Raw genomic sequence first — 14,715 nt, forward strand, 5'->3', positions numbered from 1 at the left:
GTTGTAAGGGTTGTTGGGGGCCTGCGGTTGCTGTGGAGGCTGTGAAGGCTGCGGCGGCGGTTGGTACGGCGGCTGAGTCATCGGATTCCCACGGAGTGAACTGACTGGAGCAGCAAGCTATCAGTGAGATCAGGAGGGGGCCGTCGGAGCCGGAGCGGGCTGCGTGAAGGGCGGTCTGTGGGGGTGGGAACGTGGTGGATGTGTAGAGGTGTCGGATACGCGCCGTGAAACCCCCACGCGGTTGCCCGCGAAAGGGGCGCGGGGCTGCTTCGACCGGCTTGACCTGCATGAACCGGCGTCGCCAAGATCTCCTGAGTCAGTTGGGGCGGCGCGGGCGCCACGTAGGAGAACGGGACGGCATTGAAGACGGACGCGAGCGGCGGGCGGAACCTTCGGAAGGCCGGAGCTCGAGAGCCCCGCCTCATCGGCTCCGCTGCCGCGAGGCAACGGAGCGTCGGCAGCCGTATCGGCTCCGGAGTGCTGGGCGTTCTCACCCTCCTCTTCAGCCTGATTCTCGTCGGTGTGGGCTACGCGGAAGGCCCGGCGAAGGTGTCCGGCGGCACGCAAGGGACGATCACCGTCGAGCGTTGCGGCAGGGACGTCATCGGGGACGACGTGGAGTGCTCGGGCACCTTCCGCTCCGACGACGGCGGGATCCGCTCCGACGTGGAGGACTTCGAGCCCGACGAGGACGCCGACCGGGGCGACGAGTTCCAGGTGGTGGGCGACGACACGGGGTACTTCAGGCGCGGCACCATCACCTCGTTCTACGTCGAGGCCCTCAAGGCCTGGTTCGTCGCCGCCACCATGTTCGGAGTGGCGCTCTTCCCGCTGAGCGCCGCCTTCCGCCGCTCGGGCCGCCCCATGCGGCGCGGGACGTTCATCGCCGGCCTCGGCTTGCTGTTCGGTGGGCTGCTGGGCTGTGGGGTCTGTGCCCTGGTGAATGCCGTGCTCATTTAGCGGTGCCGGTATGGCATCAGGTGGGGAATTCGCCGTGCCGGCTGCCGTCGAGGAGGCATTCCGGCAGGTAGGGGGACTCGACGTCGATGGTGAAGCCCGAGTCCCGGGCGAGGCAGGCGATGGCGAGGGGGCCGAGGGCGATGAGTCCGTCGGAGTCGCGGGCTCGTTCCTGGTCGCGGGTCCAGTAGTCCTTGTGCCATTCGACGGTCTTGGCCAGTTCGGTGTTGAACTTGTTGTGGTCGCCGCGCACCAGCTGGGTGAGGAGGTTCATGGGCGGGTACATGAGGTTCAGTACGGCGCTGCGTGAGGCGGGGCGGAGCGCGTCGGGGTCGGTGGCGTCCACGGCGGCGAGGAGTTTGTCGCCGAGTTCGGGCTGCCTGAGCCAGTACGCCTGAAGTGCTTCGACCCAGAGGTACATGTATTCCTCGAAGCCGCCGGCTTCGCGCAGCAGGGCGACGGGTACCTGGCACAGGTCGTTCGTACGCTGCCGTTCGCGGCAGACGCAGGACAGCCAGAAGGCGGTGAGCCAGTTCCCGGCGTGGGCCCAGGGTCCGGTGCCGGAACGGAAGACGTGCTTGTCGTGGTTGACCTCGCACTCGATGGTCGGTGTGGTGGCGCGGGCGGCGACGAAGAGGGCGTGGCCGATCTGCATCGCGGTGACACAGGCTTCCCAGGTCTCCACCTTGTCGGCCTCGGGGTCCCCCGAGCAGCGGTTGTTGAGGGCGTCGATCGCTGCACTCAGGGCCATCCCGAACCACTCGGGGTTCTCCTTGAGGTCCTCGAGCTCGTCGTCCAGCCTTCGTGCGAGCACCTTAAGCACCTGAGGCAAAGCGCCCGTGGGGAATTCATGACGTGGAACCTGCATCGCTCTCCTTCTCTTCTCCGTTCTGTCCCTCCTGTTGGGGTCAGGTGGGGAAGTCGCCGACCCGGCCGCGTTCCAGCAGGTACTTGGGGATGTAGCCGGACTCCACCTCGATGGCGACGCCGCCGTCGTGGGCGAGACAGGCCATGGCCAGCGGGCCGAGTGCGACGAGACCGTTTACCTGCGCGGCCCTCGACCCCTCCGCCGTCCAGTACTCCTTGTGCCACTCCAAAGCCTTGACCAGTTCGATGTTGAAGCGCTCGCTGTCCCCCCGGACCAGACGGTAGAACAGATTGAGCGGGGGATACAGGACACGCAGCATCAGGCTGCGGTCGGCGACCCGAAGAACTTCGGGATCCGTGCCTTTGATCGCGGCCACCAACTTGACGCCGAGAGAGGGACCTTGCTTCCAGTACGTCTGAAGAGCGTCGACCCAGTCATAGATGTACTCGTCGTAAACCGCTCCGGATTCACGCAATAGCGAGATCGGTACGTCGCTCAGTTCCGTGAGGCGGCGTTGTTCCCGGCAGACCAGAGCGAGGTAGAAGGCGGTGAGCCAGTTACCAGCGTTAGCGTGGGACGCTGGCCCGGTGGAAGGGATGGTGCGAACCTTGCCGGAGATCAGGCAGTCCACCGTCGGATCCGGTGAGGTGGCCGACCGGAACAGGGCAGAGCCGATCTGCATCGCCGCGACCCACGCCTCCCAGGTCTCGATCACAGCGGCGTCCGAGTCGGAAGCGCAGTGCGCCTTGGCGTTCCTGAGCGCGGAGTTCAGCGCCAGGTTGAAGGTGTGCGGATGCCCCACCAACATGTCGACGTCGTCCTCCGTGGACCTGACCAGTGACTCCACGCTGCGGACACGATCGGCAGGGACGTCGTGACGGGATATACGAGTCCGGCCGTTCACTGCCCACGCCCCTGAGTGCGCTCCCGGTGTCCCTTGACGTCGGGTCGGCCGACGTGGCCCTGGGCGCGTTCGGACTCTCCGAGCCAGAGGTGCGGGACATGCTGCTGGACCGCCGAGACCAGCTCCTGTCGGCAGGGGGCGGGGAAGGGGAGACGGTGGCGCAGGCGGGGCAGGTCGGGGTGCAGTGGCTCCTCGTCGCGGACGAGGGTCCACAGGACGGGGTCGTCCCGGTCGATGGGGCCGGTGGGGAAGAGTTCCAGGGAGTAGACGGTCTGGCGGCCGAACCTGCTCCAGTACAGGCCGACTCCGGCCAGGCCCTGCCAGGGGATGACGTTGCGGTGCTTGCCGTTCTCGACCCACAGGCCGGTGGCGTCGACGAGGACTCGGCTGCGGCGGTTCGCCCAGTTGGCGATGAAGAGGAACACGCCGAGCGCACCGAGCAGCAACATGAAGACGAGGCCCGCGTACCCTGCCGGGTTGGACTCCCCCTTCTGGTTCCCGGTAGCAACCACGACCGCGCCGAAGGCACCGACCGCACCCAGCGCGATGAGCAGGACGGAGCAGGGGAGCCCGGTCATGGCACCGCGGCGGCCGGTCCGTATGACCGTGGCGTCGGGTGCGGGGGAGGGCGTGTGCGAAGGCAACATGGTGCGTGAGCTTAGCGAATTGACCTACGCTCCCTCCTCATGACGACGCACGGCCGGGAACTCGGCGCGGAACAGGTGCAGACGCAGGTGCCAGCCGGTGAGGGCGACCCGACCCCGCCCGGCGTGGAGGGAATGAGGGCGAGTCTCCCAAGACAGCCGGATCCGGGCTTCGCGAGACAGCAGTCGCAGCCGTCGCAGCGGTCCCATCAGGCGCGGAGCGCTCGCGTGGGGCTCATGTCCGCCGGAGCGTTGGTGGCGCTGGTCTGCCTCTTCGTGCTCGTGGGACGTTTCAGCAGCGGTACGCAGACCGGCGTGGGAACCGTGGTGTACGGCCTGTGCCTCGCCTCCGCCGGTCTCAGCGTGGAACTGGCGCGTCGCGGACGCACTCGCCTGGCCATGATGGCGATCATCCTGGCCGCGGCGGGCGCGTCACTGGCGGACGCGCTGCCCTGACCCTCCCGGGTGTCGTCAGTGAGCCGAAGGTCGGTTCAGGCCGTTCGGATCAGTGGCAGGGGAATCAGACCTTCGTGAAGCACAACGTGTAGTCGAAGCCGCGGCTGTTGCGGTACTGGATGCCGTAGTCGTACTCCGCCGAGCATTCCTTGCCCTGACCGGGGAGCAGCGCACCCGTCTTGTACTCGGCCTCGGGCGAGCCACAGTCGACGACCGTCGGCAGCGGCTCGCCCTGGGGGTCCGCGACCTTGACGCAGTCGCCGATCTCGGGATCGTGCGTCTTGGCCTCTTCGGCCGCCGCGGACGCCGAAGCCTCCGCCTTCGCCTTGCCGCCGGTCGGGCTGGTGTTGTAGTCCCAGACCCAGTAGCCGACGGCGCCGAACACCGCGATGACGACGACCGCTGACTTCACCGCCCGCAACAGCCCTCCCGGCTGCGGCCGCTGAGGTCCGCCGGGAGGCGGCGGCTGCTGCGGATATCCGTACGGCGGCTGGTTCTGGTACTGCGGTGGAGGCGTGGACATGCTTGGAAGACCCCGTGATCGGTTGAACGGATGAAGATCAACGCAGAGTTGGAAGGCACACGCTACCTTTCGACGCTCGCGCGCCCACGCCCCCAGCCCGCGCCCCGCGCCTGCCCTCCCGGGAGTCCCTCTCCCCTCCCCACTTCGACCACCGGGGCCCCGCAGCGTACCCACATGTGACGGGAGATACTTCAGGTGTCGAGAGTCGAGGAGACGCGAATGACCAGGAAGCCCGAGAACTCACCGAACCCGCAGGGCTCTTCGCAGGAGCGCGGTGTGATCGACGAGGCACTCGAACCGGACCAGATCCGTTCCCTGAACTCCGCCCTGCGCCAACTGTCCCAAACCGAGGGCGCGAGCAAGGAGTTGCAGGAGGCGGCCAAGAAACTGCTCTCCGGGCGCGTCGCCCTGCGCGACGCCCTGGACGACCCCGCGGTGTCCCGCGCTCTGGGCGGAGGGCTGGCGTCCCTGCGCGGCCAGTGGGAGTCGCTGTCGGAGGAGCAGCGCGACCAGGTCAGGCACGGCGAGCCGCTGGACGGCGGTGGCCCCGACTCCGGTTCGTCTGAGTCGAGGCGGTCGGAGGGTGAGGGCTCGCAGTCCGGGAAGAAGAACCAGGGGCGGCACAGCGGCGGGTTCTCGCTGTACTGATCACGCACTGATCACACGCATCGGTGACGGTCAGTGGTCGGAGACGCTGACGGTCACCGGCGTCCGCGGCACCGCGAACCGGCTCACAAGGTCTGCCGGGGGAGGTCGAGGCCGAGCCGGTGCCGGATGGCCTCGGCGTACTCGGGCAAGCCGTCCTCGACGAACGCGGTCTCCAGAAGGGCGGCGCGCCGAATGACGGGTGCCTGGACGCGGGTCAGCAGAGGGGCCGTACGAAGGTATGTACGAGCCGGTGCGCCGAGTTCCTCGATCGGTACGGCCTCCACGGCGGCGCGCAGCGGAACCGGATCGGCATGGACGAACAACCCGGGGTCCGTGAGGAGTTGGGGGAGGAGCCCCGCCTCCAGGGTGTGGCCCGCGATGTAGTCGCGGACGTAGGGATCGGCCTTGCTCCAGTCCTGCTCCGGAACTGCCTCCAGAAGCGCCATCGCGATCTGGGTCTGGGCGGCGCGTACGTTCGGCAGACCGGCGCGGATCTCGCTGCCGATGGCCGGATGGAGCAGCCGGACACGGGCACGTCCGCCGACGGCGCCGTCGTGGTTTGCCGCGTCCCCGTCAGGATGAAGCGACTCGACGAACGGCTCCGACAACGCACCGCCGCTCTCTATGACCTCGCGCATGTCCTTGCCCGCAAGGGCGCCGGCGAGCCGCGCCCAGAGGCCCACAGGCAGACCGTCGCCTTCCGCCAGGGCCAAGGGCGCCAAAAGGTGCCGCAGGGTCTGCGGGTCCGCTCCGAGGCGGCGGGCGTGCAGGTCGAGTGCCTGACCGACGGACGAAGGGAGGTCGGCCTCGTCGTGCGTGGCTACGACGCCGATGCCCCCACCCGTCAGGACGCTGCGCACGGCGAGTTCCACGGTCAATGGATTGGTCCCGGCCCGGCGCCCCATCGCCTCGGCCAGAGTCCGTCGCGTCGCCGCGTCGGTGGTGAACGGCAGCTCCGGAGCGCCGAGTCGTGGGTCGAGCAGCGCCTCGGCCTGGCGCACCAGGCCCTCAGGGTCGGCCCACTGCGGTGCGTCGAGATCGATCACCTGTACGGTGCCGGCGGGGAAGCCGGCCGCGAACTCGTCCGCGAGCCGCCGAGGCATCTCGGTGAGCAGGCGGACGGTCTCGACGGCGGCGAGCGGCTTGAGTACCTCACGCAGGAGCCGGTCCGGTTCACCCGCAGGACGCACCGGCCCCGCCCGGTCGACATCTGGAACGACCACGGTCACAGGGCTCGGGAGGGCGGCCAGCTCGCTGAACACGTCTGACACCTCGTCGGCCGCCAGGCCGAAATGACCGGCGAGAAGCCAGACGACCTGGGCCGCGCTCAACCCGGCCGCTCCCGGTACGGCGGGCGCGGGCAGGTCGGGCGGTACGGTCGACGGGTCCAGGTCGGCCAGGGGGAGCCGATTGCGGTACTCCGGGTCGCACAGCATCAGGAACCCGGTGATCAGATGCGAGCGACCACTGCCCGGAGCTCCCGTCAGGACCAGCACGCGCGGGGTGCCGGGCCACTCCATCCGCCAGGCGGCGAGGGCACGCAGCACTGCCGTGCGGCCGCCGATGTAGGGGTGCGGTGCGTAGCCACCGGTGATGCCGGCCATGGGTATCAGTCCTGGTTGTGGTGGTGGGATGGGGTGGTGGAGCGATGGAGTGGTACGCGGTCGGGGGAGAGCGGTGCCGCGGGGGCGGTCGGCCCGGCCGGCCTCGCCCGGCCGTCAGGTGTTCTGTGCGAGGTTCTTCCGGTACAGGGCGATGGCCTGCTCGGTCGGGTAGTTGGGGACGGTGACGGTCTCGCCCGTCTCTTTCGACACCACGATCTTGGCTCCGCCGGGTGGGGCGGGCTGCGGTCGGCCGGAGGCGTCGACGCTGGGCGGGAAGACGGCGTAGACCAGGTAGCCGATGTCGAACTCCTGGACGTTGAGTTCGGCGGGGGTGCCGTCGGGGAGTTTGGGCTGGGCGTAACGCGCGCGGACGATCTGGACGGCTTCGTCAGGGGTGGTGGGCGGTGAGTTGGGAGCCATGAGAGTCCTGTTCGCTACTCGTGTTGTGGCCGATTGGTGGGCGGGTCATGTGAGGACATCGTCGTGCCAGCGGCCGTTGATGAGGTGCTTGGGCAGGTACTCGGATTCGACGGTGATGGTGAAGCCGGCCTGAACGGCGAGGCAGGACATGGCCAGTGGGCCGAGTGCCACGAGGCCTTGGGTGTCGAGGGCGCGCTCCTCGTCGCGGGTCCACTGACCGATGCGGTGCTCGATGCTGCCGGTCGTGGCCTGGCTAATGCGAAGAGGGCAGAGCCGACCTGCATGGCGGTGACGCAGGCTTCCCACGTCTCCAACTTGTCGGCCTCCGGGTCCACGGAGCAACGCAGGCCGAGGAGAGCGATGGCGGAAGCCAGAACGTTCGAGAACCATGACGGTTGGGACTGCAGGTCTGCAACGTCCTCCCAGAGGTATTCGCCACGGGATTCGAGCATCGACGCAACATTTTCGCGTCGGGAAACCATGCCGCGGAATCTGCATCATGTTCCTCGCTGCTGCCTGGGCGTGTGGCTGGGTGCGGCTATGTGGGGAATTCGTTGATCCAGGCTCCTTCGAGGAGGTGCTTGGGCAGGTACTCGGATTCGACGGTGATGGTGAAGCCGGCCTGAACGGCGAGGCAGGACACTGCCAGTGGGCCGAGTGCCACGAGGCCTTCGGTGTCGAGGGCACGGTCCTCGTCGCGGGTCCAGTAGTCCTTGTGCCATTCCAGGGCTTTCGCCAGTTCGGTGTTGAACTTGTTCTGGTCGCCGCGGGCGAGCTGGGTGAGCAGGTTCATGGGGGGATACATGATCTGGAGGACGCCGTCGCGTGGGGCGTGTCGTAGGGCGGCGGGGTCGGTTTTCTCCACCGCGGTCACGAGCTTGTCGCCGAATTCGGGGCGCTTGAGCCAGTAGGCCTGTAGTGCTTCCACCCAGTCGTAGATGTATTCGTCGAGGACTCCGTCGGCTTGCCGGAGTTTCGAGGTGGGGAATTGGCAGAGTTCGGTCATGCGCTTCTTCTCGCGGCAGATGCAGGCAAGCCAGAAGGCGTTGAGCCAGTTTCCGGCGTGGGCGCGGGACAGGGCGCCGGCGTGGATGGGGTGCACCTTGTGACCGATGCGATACTCGATGCTGCCGGTCGTGGCCTGGGCCGATGCGAAGAGGGCAGAGCCGACCTGCATGGCGGTGACGCAGGCTTCCCACGTCTCCAGCTTGTCGGCCTCCGGGTCCACGAGACAGTGCGTAGCGAGGAGCTCGACTGCGTCGGCCAGAACGTTCGAGAACCACGACGGTTGGTCACGCAGGCCTTCAACATCGTCCCAGAAGTCCTTGGTGTGAGTCTCAAGGATCCTCAGGGTGTTTCGCGTCGGGAACTCATGTCGCGGAATCTGCATCGCGTTCCTTCTCTTCTTCCGTCCTGATGTCGAACTGATACATCTCGTAGCCCCGGTGTTCGCCCTCGTCGGAGTTTCCCTTGACGAGTATGTACTTGACCCGAGATGGGTTCGCCTCCAGAGCCCTCTTGAGGTCGCGTGCCAGTTTGCGCTCTGCCTGGGCGGCCTCCAGTTCGGCGTCGGTCGTCGCACTGCGCTCATTCTTTCGCGCGCGCTTCTCCATCTCATGCAGGATCGTCTCAAAGTACGGGCGCGTCCCCTGCCGGACCTTCGGCACGCCAGGGCTCGGCTTGTCCTGGCCCGCCTCATCCTCGTTCTGAGGGTCGTCGCCCTGCGCCTGGCTCGGATCGCCCGATGATACGGCCTGGTCCGAGCCTTGCTGCGGACCGATACCTCGTCGTTGGCCGAGTTCGGCGTTCGTGGAGCCCTTGGCTTCCACGACGACGAACTCGGGTGGGTTCTTGCTGGGATCCATCCAGACCTGGTCGAACCGGTTGTTGCCCATGGCCCGGTCGTCGACGCGGTTGTAGTCCTCGAAATGCTGGGGCATCACGTGGAACTCGGCGACGGCCTCGCCATAGTCCTCGCTCGCCCGCGTCATCTTGCCGTGGAGGGGACTGTGTTTCGCGTCGGCTTCCTGGAACCTCTTCAGGTTCTCGGGAGTTTTGTTCTTCTCGTACGCTTCCTTGGCCGCTCGCCGGTCCACGTGCGGTTGCCGGTCCGCGTTGATGGCGTCCTGGCGGGCCTTGGCGTATTTGTCGAGCTCCTCCAGGTTCTTCTTGGAGATCTCCTCTTCGCGTTTACCCTCGTGCTCGCCCGAGTCGATGTACGACTCGGCATCGGCGTCCGGTGCGTCGTTGGCCAGCATCCAAGGAGTGTTGGGATCGCCGGTGGGATGCAACTGGGGGACAGGACGGCCGTCCTCGGCAGGGGCTGTCACGCTCTGGCGGTAGCCGCTCCTCGGGTAGTAGTACTTCTCGAACCAGGCCTTGTCCTTCGGATCCTTCGAATTGGCCCGCGCGAGCATGTCCAGATCGCGTTGCCGACGGCTCGCCACGTCGTCGTTCGAAGAATTGCCTGCCGGTTCCACCGGACCGGAGGGACGCTCGGGACTCGCCGACGGGGATGTCTGCTGCGGGTTTTCGGAGGCGATGTCGCCGTACAGCGGCTTCTTCCCGTTGACGGAGTCCTTCACGTAGTTGGCGGCGTCGGCGTTCTTGCCGTCCGGCAGGCTCTCGCGGCTGGGGACCGCGGAGTCCTTGTTCATGTCGCTCGGGCGGTCGCGATGGTCGTCCGTCGGCGGCTGGTCGGCGGTTTCAGGCCGGGGCTGGTCCGGCGTCTCGGACGGGTCCTTGTGCGGGTTCTCCGACCGCGGATCACCGGCATGATCGGGGCGCGTCTCATCCGGCCCCTGTGTGGTGTCCGGCCGCCGGCTGTCGGGTCGCCCGTCGACCTCCGGCCTGTTCTGCGTGGGAGCGTCTCGATGCGAGTCGGATGCGCGGGGGTCGGACGTGCGGGGGTCGGATGTACGGGGATCCGAAACGCGAGGATCAGACGTGCGCGGGTCCGTGGTGCGAGGGTCAGCAGTGCGTGGGTCGGTGGCCCGGGGGTCCCTGTTCTCCTGGTCCGGAGTCGGTGTACGCGGGTCCGGGGGCGTGGTGTTCTGCTGAGGTGTGTCCCGGTCGGTCGTGGGATCGTTCGGGTCGTCCGTCGCGGTTCGGGCGGGACGCGTGCCGTCGTCCGACGTGCCGTCGTCGGATGTGGTGTCGGTGGGCGGTTGCCGGTTGTCCGTGGGGGAGTCGGCGCGCGTCTCCGCATCCGGGCGTGACTGCTGATCCGGGGTGTCCGGTGTCCCTGGGGACGGCTCGTGGCCGTCGGGTGTGCCATCCGGCTCGGACGAGTTCGAGTCGGTCGTCGAGGGCTTCGCGGAGTCCGCGTTGCCCGATGCGTCCGGGGACGGTTGGACCGTCGGCTCGGGGGATTCGGTTGTCGTGTCGGTGCCGTCGCCCTGCGCCGGGGTGTCGTCCGACGCGTCGTCCTGCGGGTTCTGGGTGTTCTCCGGTTGACCGTCCTTCTCGGAGTTCTCCGGCTGGGACGCGTCGTCGTTCTGGTTCTGCGACTCGTCGTTCTGGTTCTCGGAGTCCTTGGAGCCTTCGGTGCCCTCGGAATCCTTGTCGTCCGACTTGCTGGTGTCGATCGGGTTGCGGTCGGCGTCCAGCGGGATGTGCCAGACGTGCTTGGCCTGGTCGATGTGGAGGGGCTGCTCGCTGACCTGTCCGCTCTGGGTGTCGATCCAGACGATCTTGCCGTTGTGGTTGACGACGTTGAAGGCGTGGCCGCCTCCACCGGGCCAGTCGACCTGGACGATGGCCGCCGAGCCGGGTCCGGCCTGCTGGAGGGTGGAGGCGATGTTGTTGGCGGTGTTGGGGTCGCCGCCGGGGCCGGCGTACGTGTGGGCGGCGCCCGTCCAGCGGATCTGGTTGGCGTTCGCGTTGTCCTCGGGGGTGAACGGGTTGTGCTTGCCGTTCTCGTCGAGGTCGACGGTGCGCGGGGCCGAGACCTGGGGGTTTCCGTACCAGGTCTCCAGGAACGAACGGGAGCAGTCGGCACAGTTGTTGCTACGTCCCGGGACCGTGTTGCCGCCGTCGTTCTGGAGTTGGGTGTAGGGGCCGAAGGGGTCGGGGAAGCGCTGTGGGGTGCCGTCCTCGTTGTGCGGGACGGCGTCGGCCAGTGCCTGCTGGTCGGCGGGGTCGGGCTGGGACAGGCCGCCCGGCTGGTGGTCCAGGTCGGATCGGATGTCGTCGAGGCTGTCCTGCTGGGATTGGCTCTGATTGTTCGGGGTGGCCTGGGGCGAGCCCGGGTTCTGGGGCGTGGGGTCCGCATGTGACGGTGACGTCGAGGGACCCGGGGTCGTGACGACCGTGTGGATCGGGACTGCCGTCACTTGATGTTGCTGGTGCTTTCGATCCTGGTCGGCCCGGTCATCCCCGTCGGGGCGCGTGTTCTCCGCCTGGGGGGACTGCGCGGCGGGCTGCTGCGGAGTGTTCGGCTTCGGAGTCGGGTTCGGGCTCGGGTTCGGCGGAGCGCTGGGCGTGTTGCCCGCCGGCTGGTGGGGCCGGGGCGGGGTGGTGCCGGGGTCGGCGCTCGGCTGGTTCGGAGTGCTGGGCGTGTGGGCGCGGCCTGGCTGTGTCGACGGGCTCTGGTTGTTGTTGCCCGGGGTCGAGGCTCGGTCGGACCCGTTGTTGGAGGAGCCAGCGGGCGTCGTCGTCGGGGTACTGGCGGTAGGGGACGGTGTCCTGGAGGGCGACGACTGGGCCGGGTTCTGGTTCGGGGTGGTCTGACTCGGGGTCTGGCTCGCGGGCGAGTGCGTGGCCGGGCTCGGGTTCTGGCCGGGTGTACGGGTGCCGGTCGAGTCCGCGTTGTTACGCGGCGGGGTGCGGTCGCCCGGTGTGGTGCTGGTGTTGTCGCGGTTCGGGGTGCGGTCGCCCGGTGTGGTGATGGTGTTGTCCCGGTTCGGGCTGCGGTCGCCCGGTGTGGTGCCCGGGGTGTCGCGGGACGGAGTCCGGTCGCCGGGCGTGGTGCCAGGCGTACTCCGAGGCGGCGTTCGGTCTCCTGGCGTCGTACCAGGAGTGGTCTGGCTCGGATTGCTCTGGTTCGGCACGCGACTGTCCGTCGTACCGGGAGTCCGACCGTCGGCGCCGGACGTACGGGGATCCGGCGTTTGCGACGGCGTCGTCCGTGGCGTCGTCGAGGGCGTGCTGGAAGTCGGCGTGGGGGCGGGCCCGGATGCCGTGGCGGGCGCGGTGGTCCCCGGCGTCGGGGCAGGCGTGCTCCGGGGCGTCGTAGGTGACGTTGGGCTTGGCGTGGAGGAGGGCCCGGATCCCGTGGCGGGCGCGGTGGCCCCCGGCGTCGGGGCAGGCGTACTCCGGGGCGTCGCAGGTGACGTAGGGCTCGGCGTGGAGGCAGGCCCCGTCCCCGTGGCGGACGGCGTGCCGGGCGTGCCGGCGGAAGGGTTCCTCGCCGGGCCGGAGTTGGGATTCGGGCTGGTCGGGCTCGTAGCGGACGGACTGCCGCCAGAGCCGCCCGGGCTGTGGTGCCCACCCCCCGGAACCGCACCCCCCGTGGAAGGCGCCGTGGGCGACGTAGGCATGCCCGACCCGCCACCGTCCGACCGGCCCCCGGAACCGGCGGGAGACGAGTCCGCCGTAGGCGTCGGCGCCGCGTTGGACTGCGTGGGCGCGCTGGCGGCCAGCCCGTCGATCTGGGTGCCGATCGAGCCGCCTCCCGGCGAGGACGACGTACCACCGGACGACGAGGCCGTGGGCGCGGACTGCGGGCTCGGGGACGACAGGCCCGATACGGGGGAGCCGCCGCCGGAGTGCGAAGGACCGGACGTGCTCGGTGTGCTGGAGGTGCCGTTGGAGTCGGAGCCGTTGGACGAGGGACCACCGGGCGAGGGGTCGTCGAAGTCCGGCAGGGACGACGTCGGCGATTGCGTCGGCCTTGCGTACGGGCTGTCCGAGGAGGACGGACTCCCGGAGTCGGACCCCGGCCCGGAGCCGGAGTCGGGGCCCGCGCCGATGTTGGGGCCCGGGATGTCGTTGCCGCCCGTGTCGGCGGATATGCCGCTGCCTATGTTCGCGCCGGGGATGCTGCCGTTGCCCGAACGTGTCGAGGTGCTGGAGTCCGAGTCCGACGAACTCGAATCGGAGGACGAGGAGGAGCTGGAACTCTCCGAACCACCGGAACTCTCCGAACCGCCCGAGCTCTCCGAACCGCCGCTGGAGTCACTGCCGATGTCACCCCCCGGCACATCCGACCCCGACGCCCCGTCGTACCCGTCGATCCGGCTGTCGATCGCGTGCCGCGCCCGGCTGCCGGCCTTCTGGCCGAGGCTGTCGCGCAGGCCCTCGGCGAAGGTCTGCGGGCTCTGCCGGAGGGCGTCGAGGCCCGCCTCGCCACCGGCCTTGAGGGTGGCGCCGACGTCGTAGCCCTCCTGGGCGCCGAAGCCGACGTTGACGGTCTGGCGGATGAGGTCGGTGATGATCGCCTCGATCGCCGAGATCGCGGGTTCCTTCATCGTCTCGATGATGGCCTCGATCAGGGCTTGTTTGAGCTCGTCGAGGAGGCGTCGGACGATGAGGCGGGCGACCTGGGTGGCACCCATCCCCGCCACCGAGGACAGACCGAAGGTGAAGGGCGCGGCGGCAGCGGCGGCGGCGATCTGGATGGCCAGGGCGATCAGCTGCGCGATCACCGCCCACTTGGCGAACTCGACGAGGTAGGCGCACGCCTCCAGCACGTTCGCGATGAGGAACGCGGCCTCGGCGGCGTTGCGGAGGTAACCGTCGTTGCCGCCGCCACCGTCGAACTTCTCGTACGTCTTGGTGAACTTGTCGATCGACTCACCGGCGTTGTGCGCGGTGACCTGCCGGGCTGCGCCGTTCGCCGTGGTGTGGAGCTCGTTGACCTTCTCCCCGAACTCCCGCCACACGGCGGCACAGTCTCTGAGCTTGTCCTCGTTCGCCGTGGGCCACTTGTAGCCCAGCATCTCGAGGACCCACTCGAGCTCGTCCGGCAACATCATCGCCACAGCAGAAAGCACCCCCGTCGGACAGCACGGCCGTACACGTCCCTCACCAGCCAAGGGAAATCACACAGGAGTACAGCCGTCCGCAGAGTTTACGGAATCACCTGCCGACGACTTCAGGGGTTTGCTGTCACAAGTCCGTTGCAGGCCGCCCCGGTTGTCCGGAGGGGTCCCCGCCGGCCACGCTGATCCCGCTGCGTCAAGCCCGACCACCCTGCACGACAACGGCCGCCGTCCCCTTCCGTGGGACGGCGGCCGCAAGACCATCTATGCGGAACCCAACTGGAGTTGACGGGAACCCAACTGGAGTTGAGCTACTCCGCCACAACCCCACCATCGTGCGGCGTCGGCTCCAGATCGAACTCCCCGTCCCGCGCCCCGAGGACGAACGCCCGCCACTCCGCCTCGGTGTACCGCAGCACCGTGTCGGGATCCAGGGACGACCGCATGGCCACGGCCCCCTCCGGCAGATACGCGATCTCGACGCGCTCCTCGTGCTCCTCGGTGCCGGGCGCGCAGTGCCACTCGACCCCCGAGATGTCGAGGGCGTACAGCTCGTCCCGCTCCCGCTCCTTGCGCGCCTTGGTGTCCTCGGCCTGAGTCCCGACCTCGTTGTTCTGTGGCTCGGTAGCCTCGGTCATGCTGCTGGGCCTCTTCCTGACGTGCGAATGCGAACGAAGTGTGCGTCTCACCCTACTGGCGGAGGCGGGA

The 14,715-nt window shown here is 68.5% G+C and carries 13 protein-coding genes; 3 read left to right on the plus strand and 10 right to left on the minus strand.

Annotated features, from left to right (window positions below):
• Positions 1-477: 477 nt before the first annotated feature.
• Positions 478-960 carry a hypothetical protein gene (locus L0P92_RS21065; RefSeq protein ID WP_234764353.1) on the plus strand — a complete coding sequence of 161 codons (483 nt, stop codon included), beginning with the start codon at positions 478-480 and terminating at the stop codon, positions 958-960.
• 16 nt (positions 961-976) lie between these two features.
• On the opposite strand, the gene L0P92_RS21070 is transcribed toward L0P92_RS21065, so the two are convergent.
• The 3 genes from L0P92_RS21070 to L0P92_RS21080 all read right to left on the minus strand — a co-directional run bounded on the left by L0P92_RS21070 (position 977) and on the right by L0P92_RS21080 (position 3,376).
• Entirely contained in the window at positions 977-1,771 is a 795-nt protein-coding gene (locus L0P92_RS21070; protein ID WP_234764354.1) for an immunity 49 family protein, read from the minus strand.
• 94 nt (positions 1,772-1,865) lie between these two features.
• Positions 1,866-2,672: an immunity 49 family protein gene (locus L0P92_RS21075; RefSeq protein WP_234764355.1), complete on the minus strand. Its 807-nt coding sequence runs from the start codon at positions 2,670-2,672 to the stop codon at positions 1,866-1,868.
• Positions 2,673-2,725: 53 nt separating this feature from the next.
• Entirely contained in the window at positions 2,726-3,376 is a 651-nt protein-coding gene (locus tag L0P92_RS21080; RefSeq protein ID WP_234764356.1) for a hypothetical protein, read from the minus strand.
• Between the two features lie 234 nt (positions 3,377-3,610).
• On the opposite strand from L0P92_RS21080, the gene L0P92_RS21085 reads away from it, so the two are divergent.
• The gene (locus L0P92_RS21085) at positions 3,611-3,829 is read left to right on the plus strand and encodes a hypothetical protein (protein ID WP_234764357.1); all 219 of its coding nucleotides are present in this window, start codon (positions 3,611-3,613) and stop codon (positions 3,827-3,829) included.
• 64 nt (positions 3,830-3,893) lie between these two features.
• Here the strand turns inward: L0P92_RS21085 and L0P92_RS21090 are convergent, their stop codons facing one another.
• Positions 3,894-4,352, minus strand: coding sequence for an LppU/SCO3897 family protein (locus tag L0P92_RS21090; protein WP_234764358.1), 459 nt, complete (start codon positions 4,350-4,352; stop codon positions 3,894-3,896).
• A gap of 219 nt (positions 4,353-4,571) precedes the next feature.
• Between L0P92_RS21090 and L0P92_RS21095 the strand changes: the two genes are divergently transcribed.
• Complete coding sequence (locus L0P92_RS21095) at positions 4,572-5,000, plus strand: hypothetical protein (protein WP_234764359.1); 429 nt, start codon at positions 4,572-4,574, stop codon at positions 4,998-5,000.
• A gap of 83 nt (positions 5,001-5,083) precedes the next feature.
• Here L0P92_RS21095 and L0P92_RS21100 read toward each other — a convergent pair whose 3' ends face one another.
• From L0P92_RS21100 to L0P92_RS21125, 6 genes are all read right to left on the minus strand, one after another.
• Entirely contained in the window at positions 5,084-6,604 is a 1,521-nt protein-coding gene (locus L0P92_RS21100; RefSeq protein ID WP_234764360.1) for an ATP-binding protein, read from the minus strand.
• A gap of 114 nt (positions 6,605-6,718) precedes the next feature.
• Positions 6,719-7,024, minus strand: a complete 306-nt coding sequence (locus L0P92_RS21105; RefSeq protein ID WP_234764361.1) for an SUKH-4 family immunity protein — start codon at positions 7,022-7,024, stop codon at positions 6,719-6,721.
• 45 nt (positions 7,025-7,069) lie between these two features.
• Positions 7,070-7,330, minus strand: a complete 261-nt coding sequence (locus tag L0P92_RS21110) for an Imm49 family immunity protein (RefSeq protein ID WP_234764362.1) — start codon at positions 7,328-7,330, stop codon at positions 7,070-7,072.
• A 232-nt stretch (positions 7,331-7,562) separates the two neighbouring features.
• Positions 7,563-8,414 carry an immunity 49 family protein gene (locus L0P92_RS21115; RefSeq protein ID WP_234764363.1) on the minus strand — a complete coding sequence of 284 codons (852 nt, stop codon included), beginning with the start codon at positions 8,412-8,414 and terminating at the stop codon, positions 7,563-7,565.
• A complete protein-coding gene (locus L0P92_RS21120; protein WP_234764364.1) occupies positions 8,395-14,001 on the minus strand; it encodes a toxin glutamine deamidase domain-containing protein in 5,607 nt (1,868 codons plus the stop codon). Before L0P92_RS21120 ends, L0P92_RS21115 begins: the two co-directional genes overlap by 20 nt.
• A 317-nt stretch (positions 14,002-14,318) precedes the next feature.
• A complete protein-coding gene (locus L0P92_RS21125) occupies positions 14,319-14,645 on the minus strand; it encodes a DUF397 domain-containing protein (RefSeq protein WP_234764365.1) in 327 nt (108 codons plus the stop codon).
• Positions 14,646-14,715 lie beyond the last annotated feature (70 nt).

The sequence above is a fragment of the Streptomyces muensis genome (assembly GCF_021474425.1).
GTDB lineage: Bacteria > Actinomycetota > Actinomycetes > Streptomycetales > Streptomycetaceae > Streptomyces > Streptomyces muensis.

Excerpts from the sequence above, each read along its gene's own strand:
- L0P92_RS21105 (WP_234764361.1), bottom strand. The coding sequence starts at position 7,024 with ATGGCTCCCAACTCACCGCCCACCACCCCTGACGAAGCCGTCCAGATC.
- L0P92_RS21085 (WP_234764357.1), top strand. The coding sequence starts at position 3,611 with ATGTCCGCCGGAGCGTTGGTGGCGCTGGTCTGCCTCTTCGTGCTCGTG.
- L0P92_RS21125 (WP_234764365.1), bottom strand. The coding sequence starts at position 14,645 with ATGACCGAGGCTACCGAGCCACAGAACAACGAGGTCGGGACTCAGGCC.
- L0P92_RS21120 (WP_234764364.1), bottom strand. The coding sequence starts at position 14,001 with ATGATGTTGCCGGACGAGCTCGAGTGGGTCCTCGAGATGCTGGGCTAC.
- L0P92_RS21080 (WP_234764356.1), bottom strand. The coding sequence starts at position 3,376 with ATGTTGCCTTCGCACACGCCCTCCCCCGCACCCGACGCCACGGTCATA.
- L0P92_RS21115 (WP_234764363.1), bottom strand. The coding sequence starts at position 8,414 with ATGCAGATTCCGCGACATGAGTTCCCGACGCGAAACACCCTGAGGATC.
- L0P92_RS21100 (WP_234764360.1), bottom strand. The coding sequence starts at position 6,604 with ATGGCCGGCATCACCGGTGGCTACGCACCGCACCCCTACATCGGCGGC.
- L0P92_RS21090 (WP_234764358.1), bottom strand. The coding sequence starts at position 4,352 with ATGTCCACGCCTCCACCGCAGTACCAGAACCAGCCGCCGTACGGATAT.
- L0P92_RS21095 (WP_234764359.1), top strand. The coding sequence starts at position 4,572 with ATGACCAGGAAGCCCGAGAACTCACCGAACCCGCAGGGCTCTTCGCAG.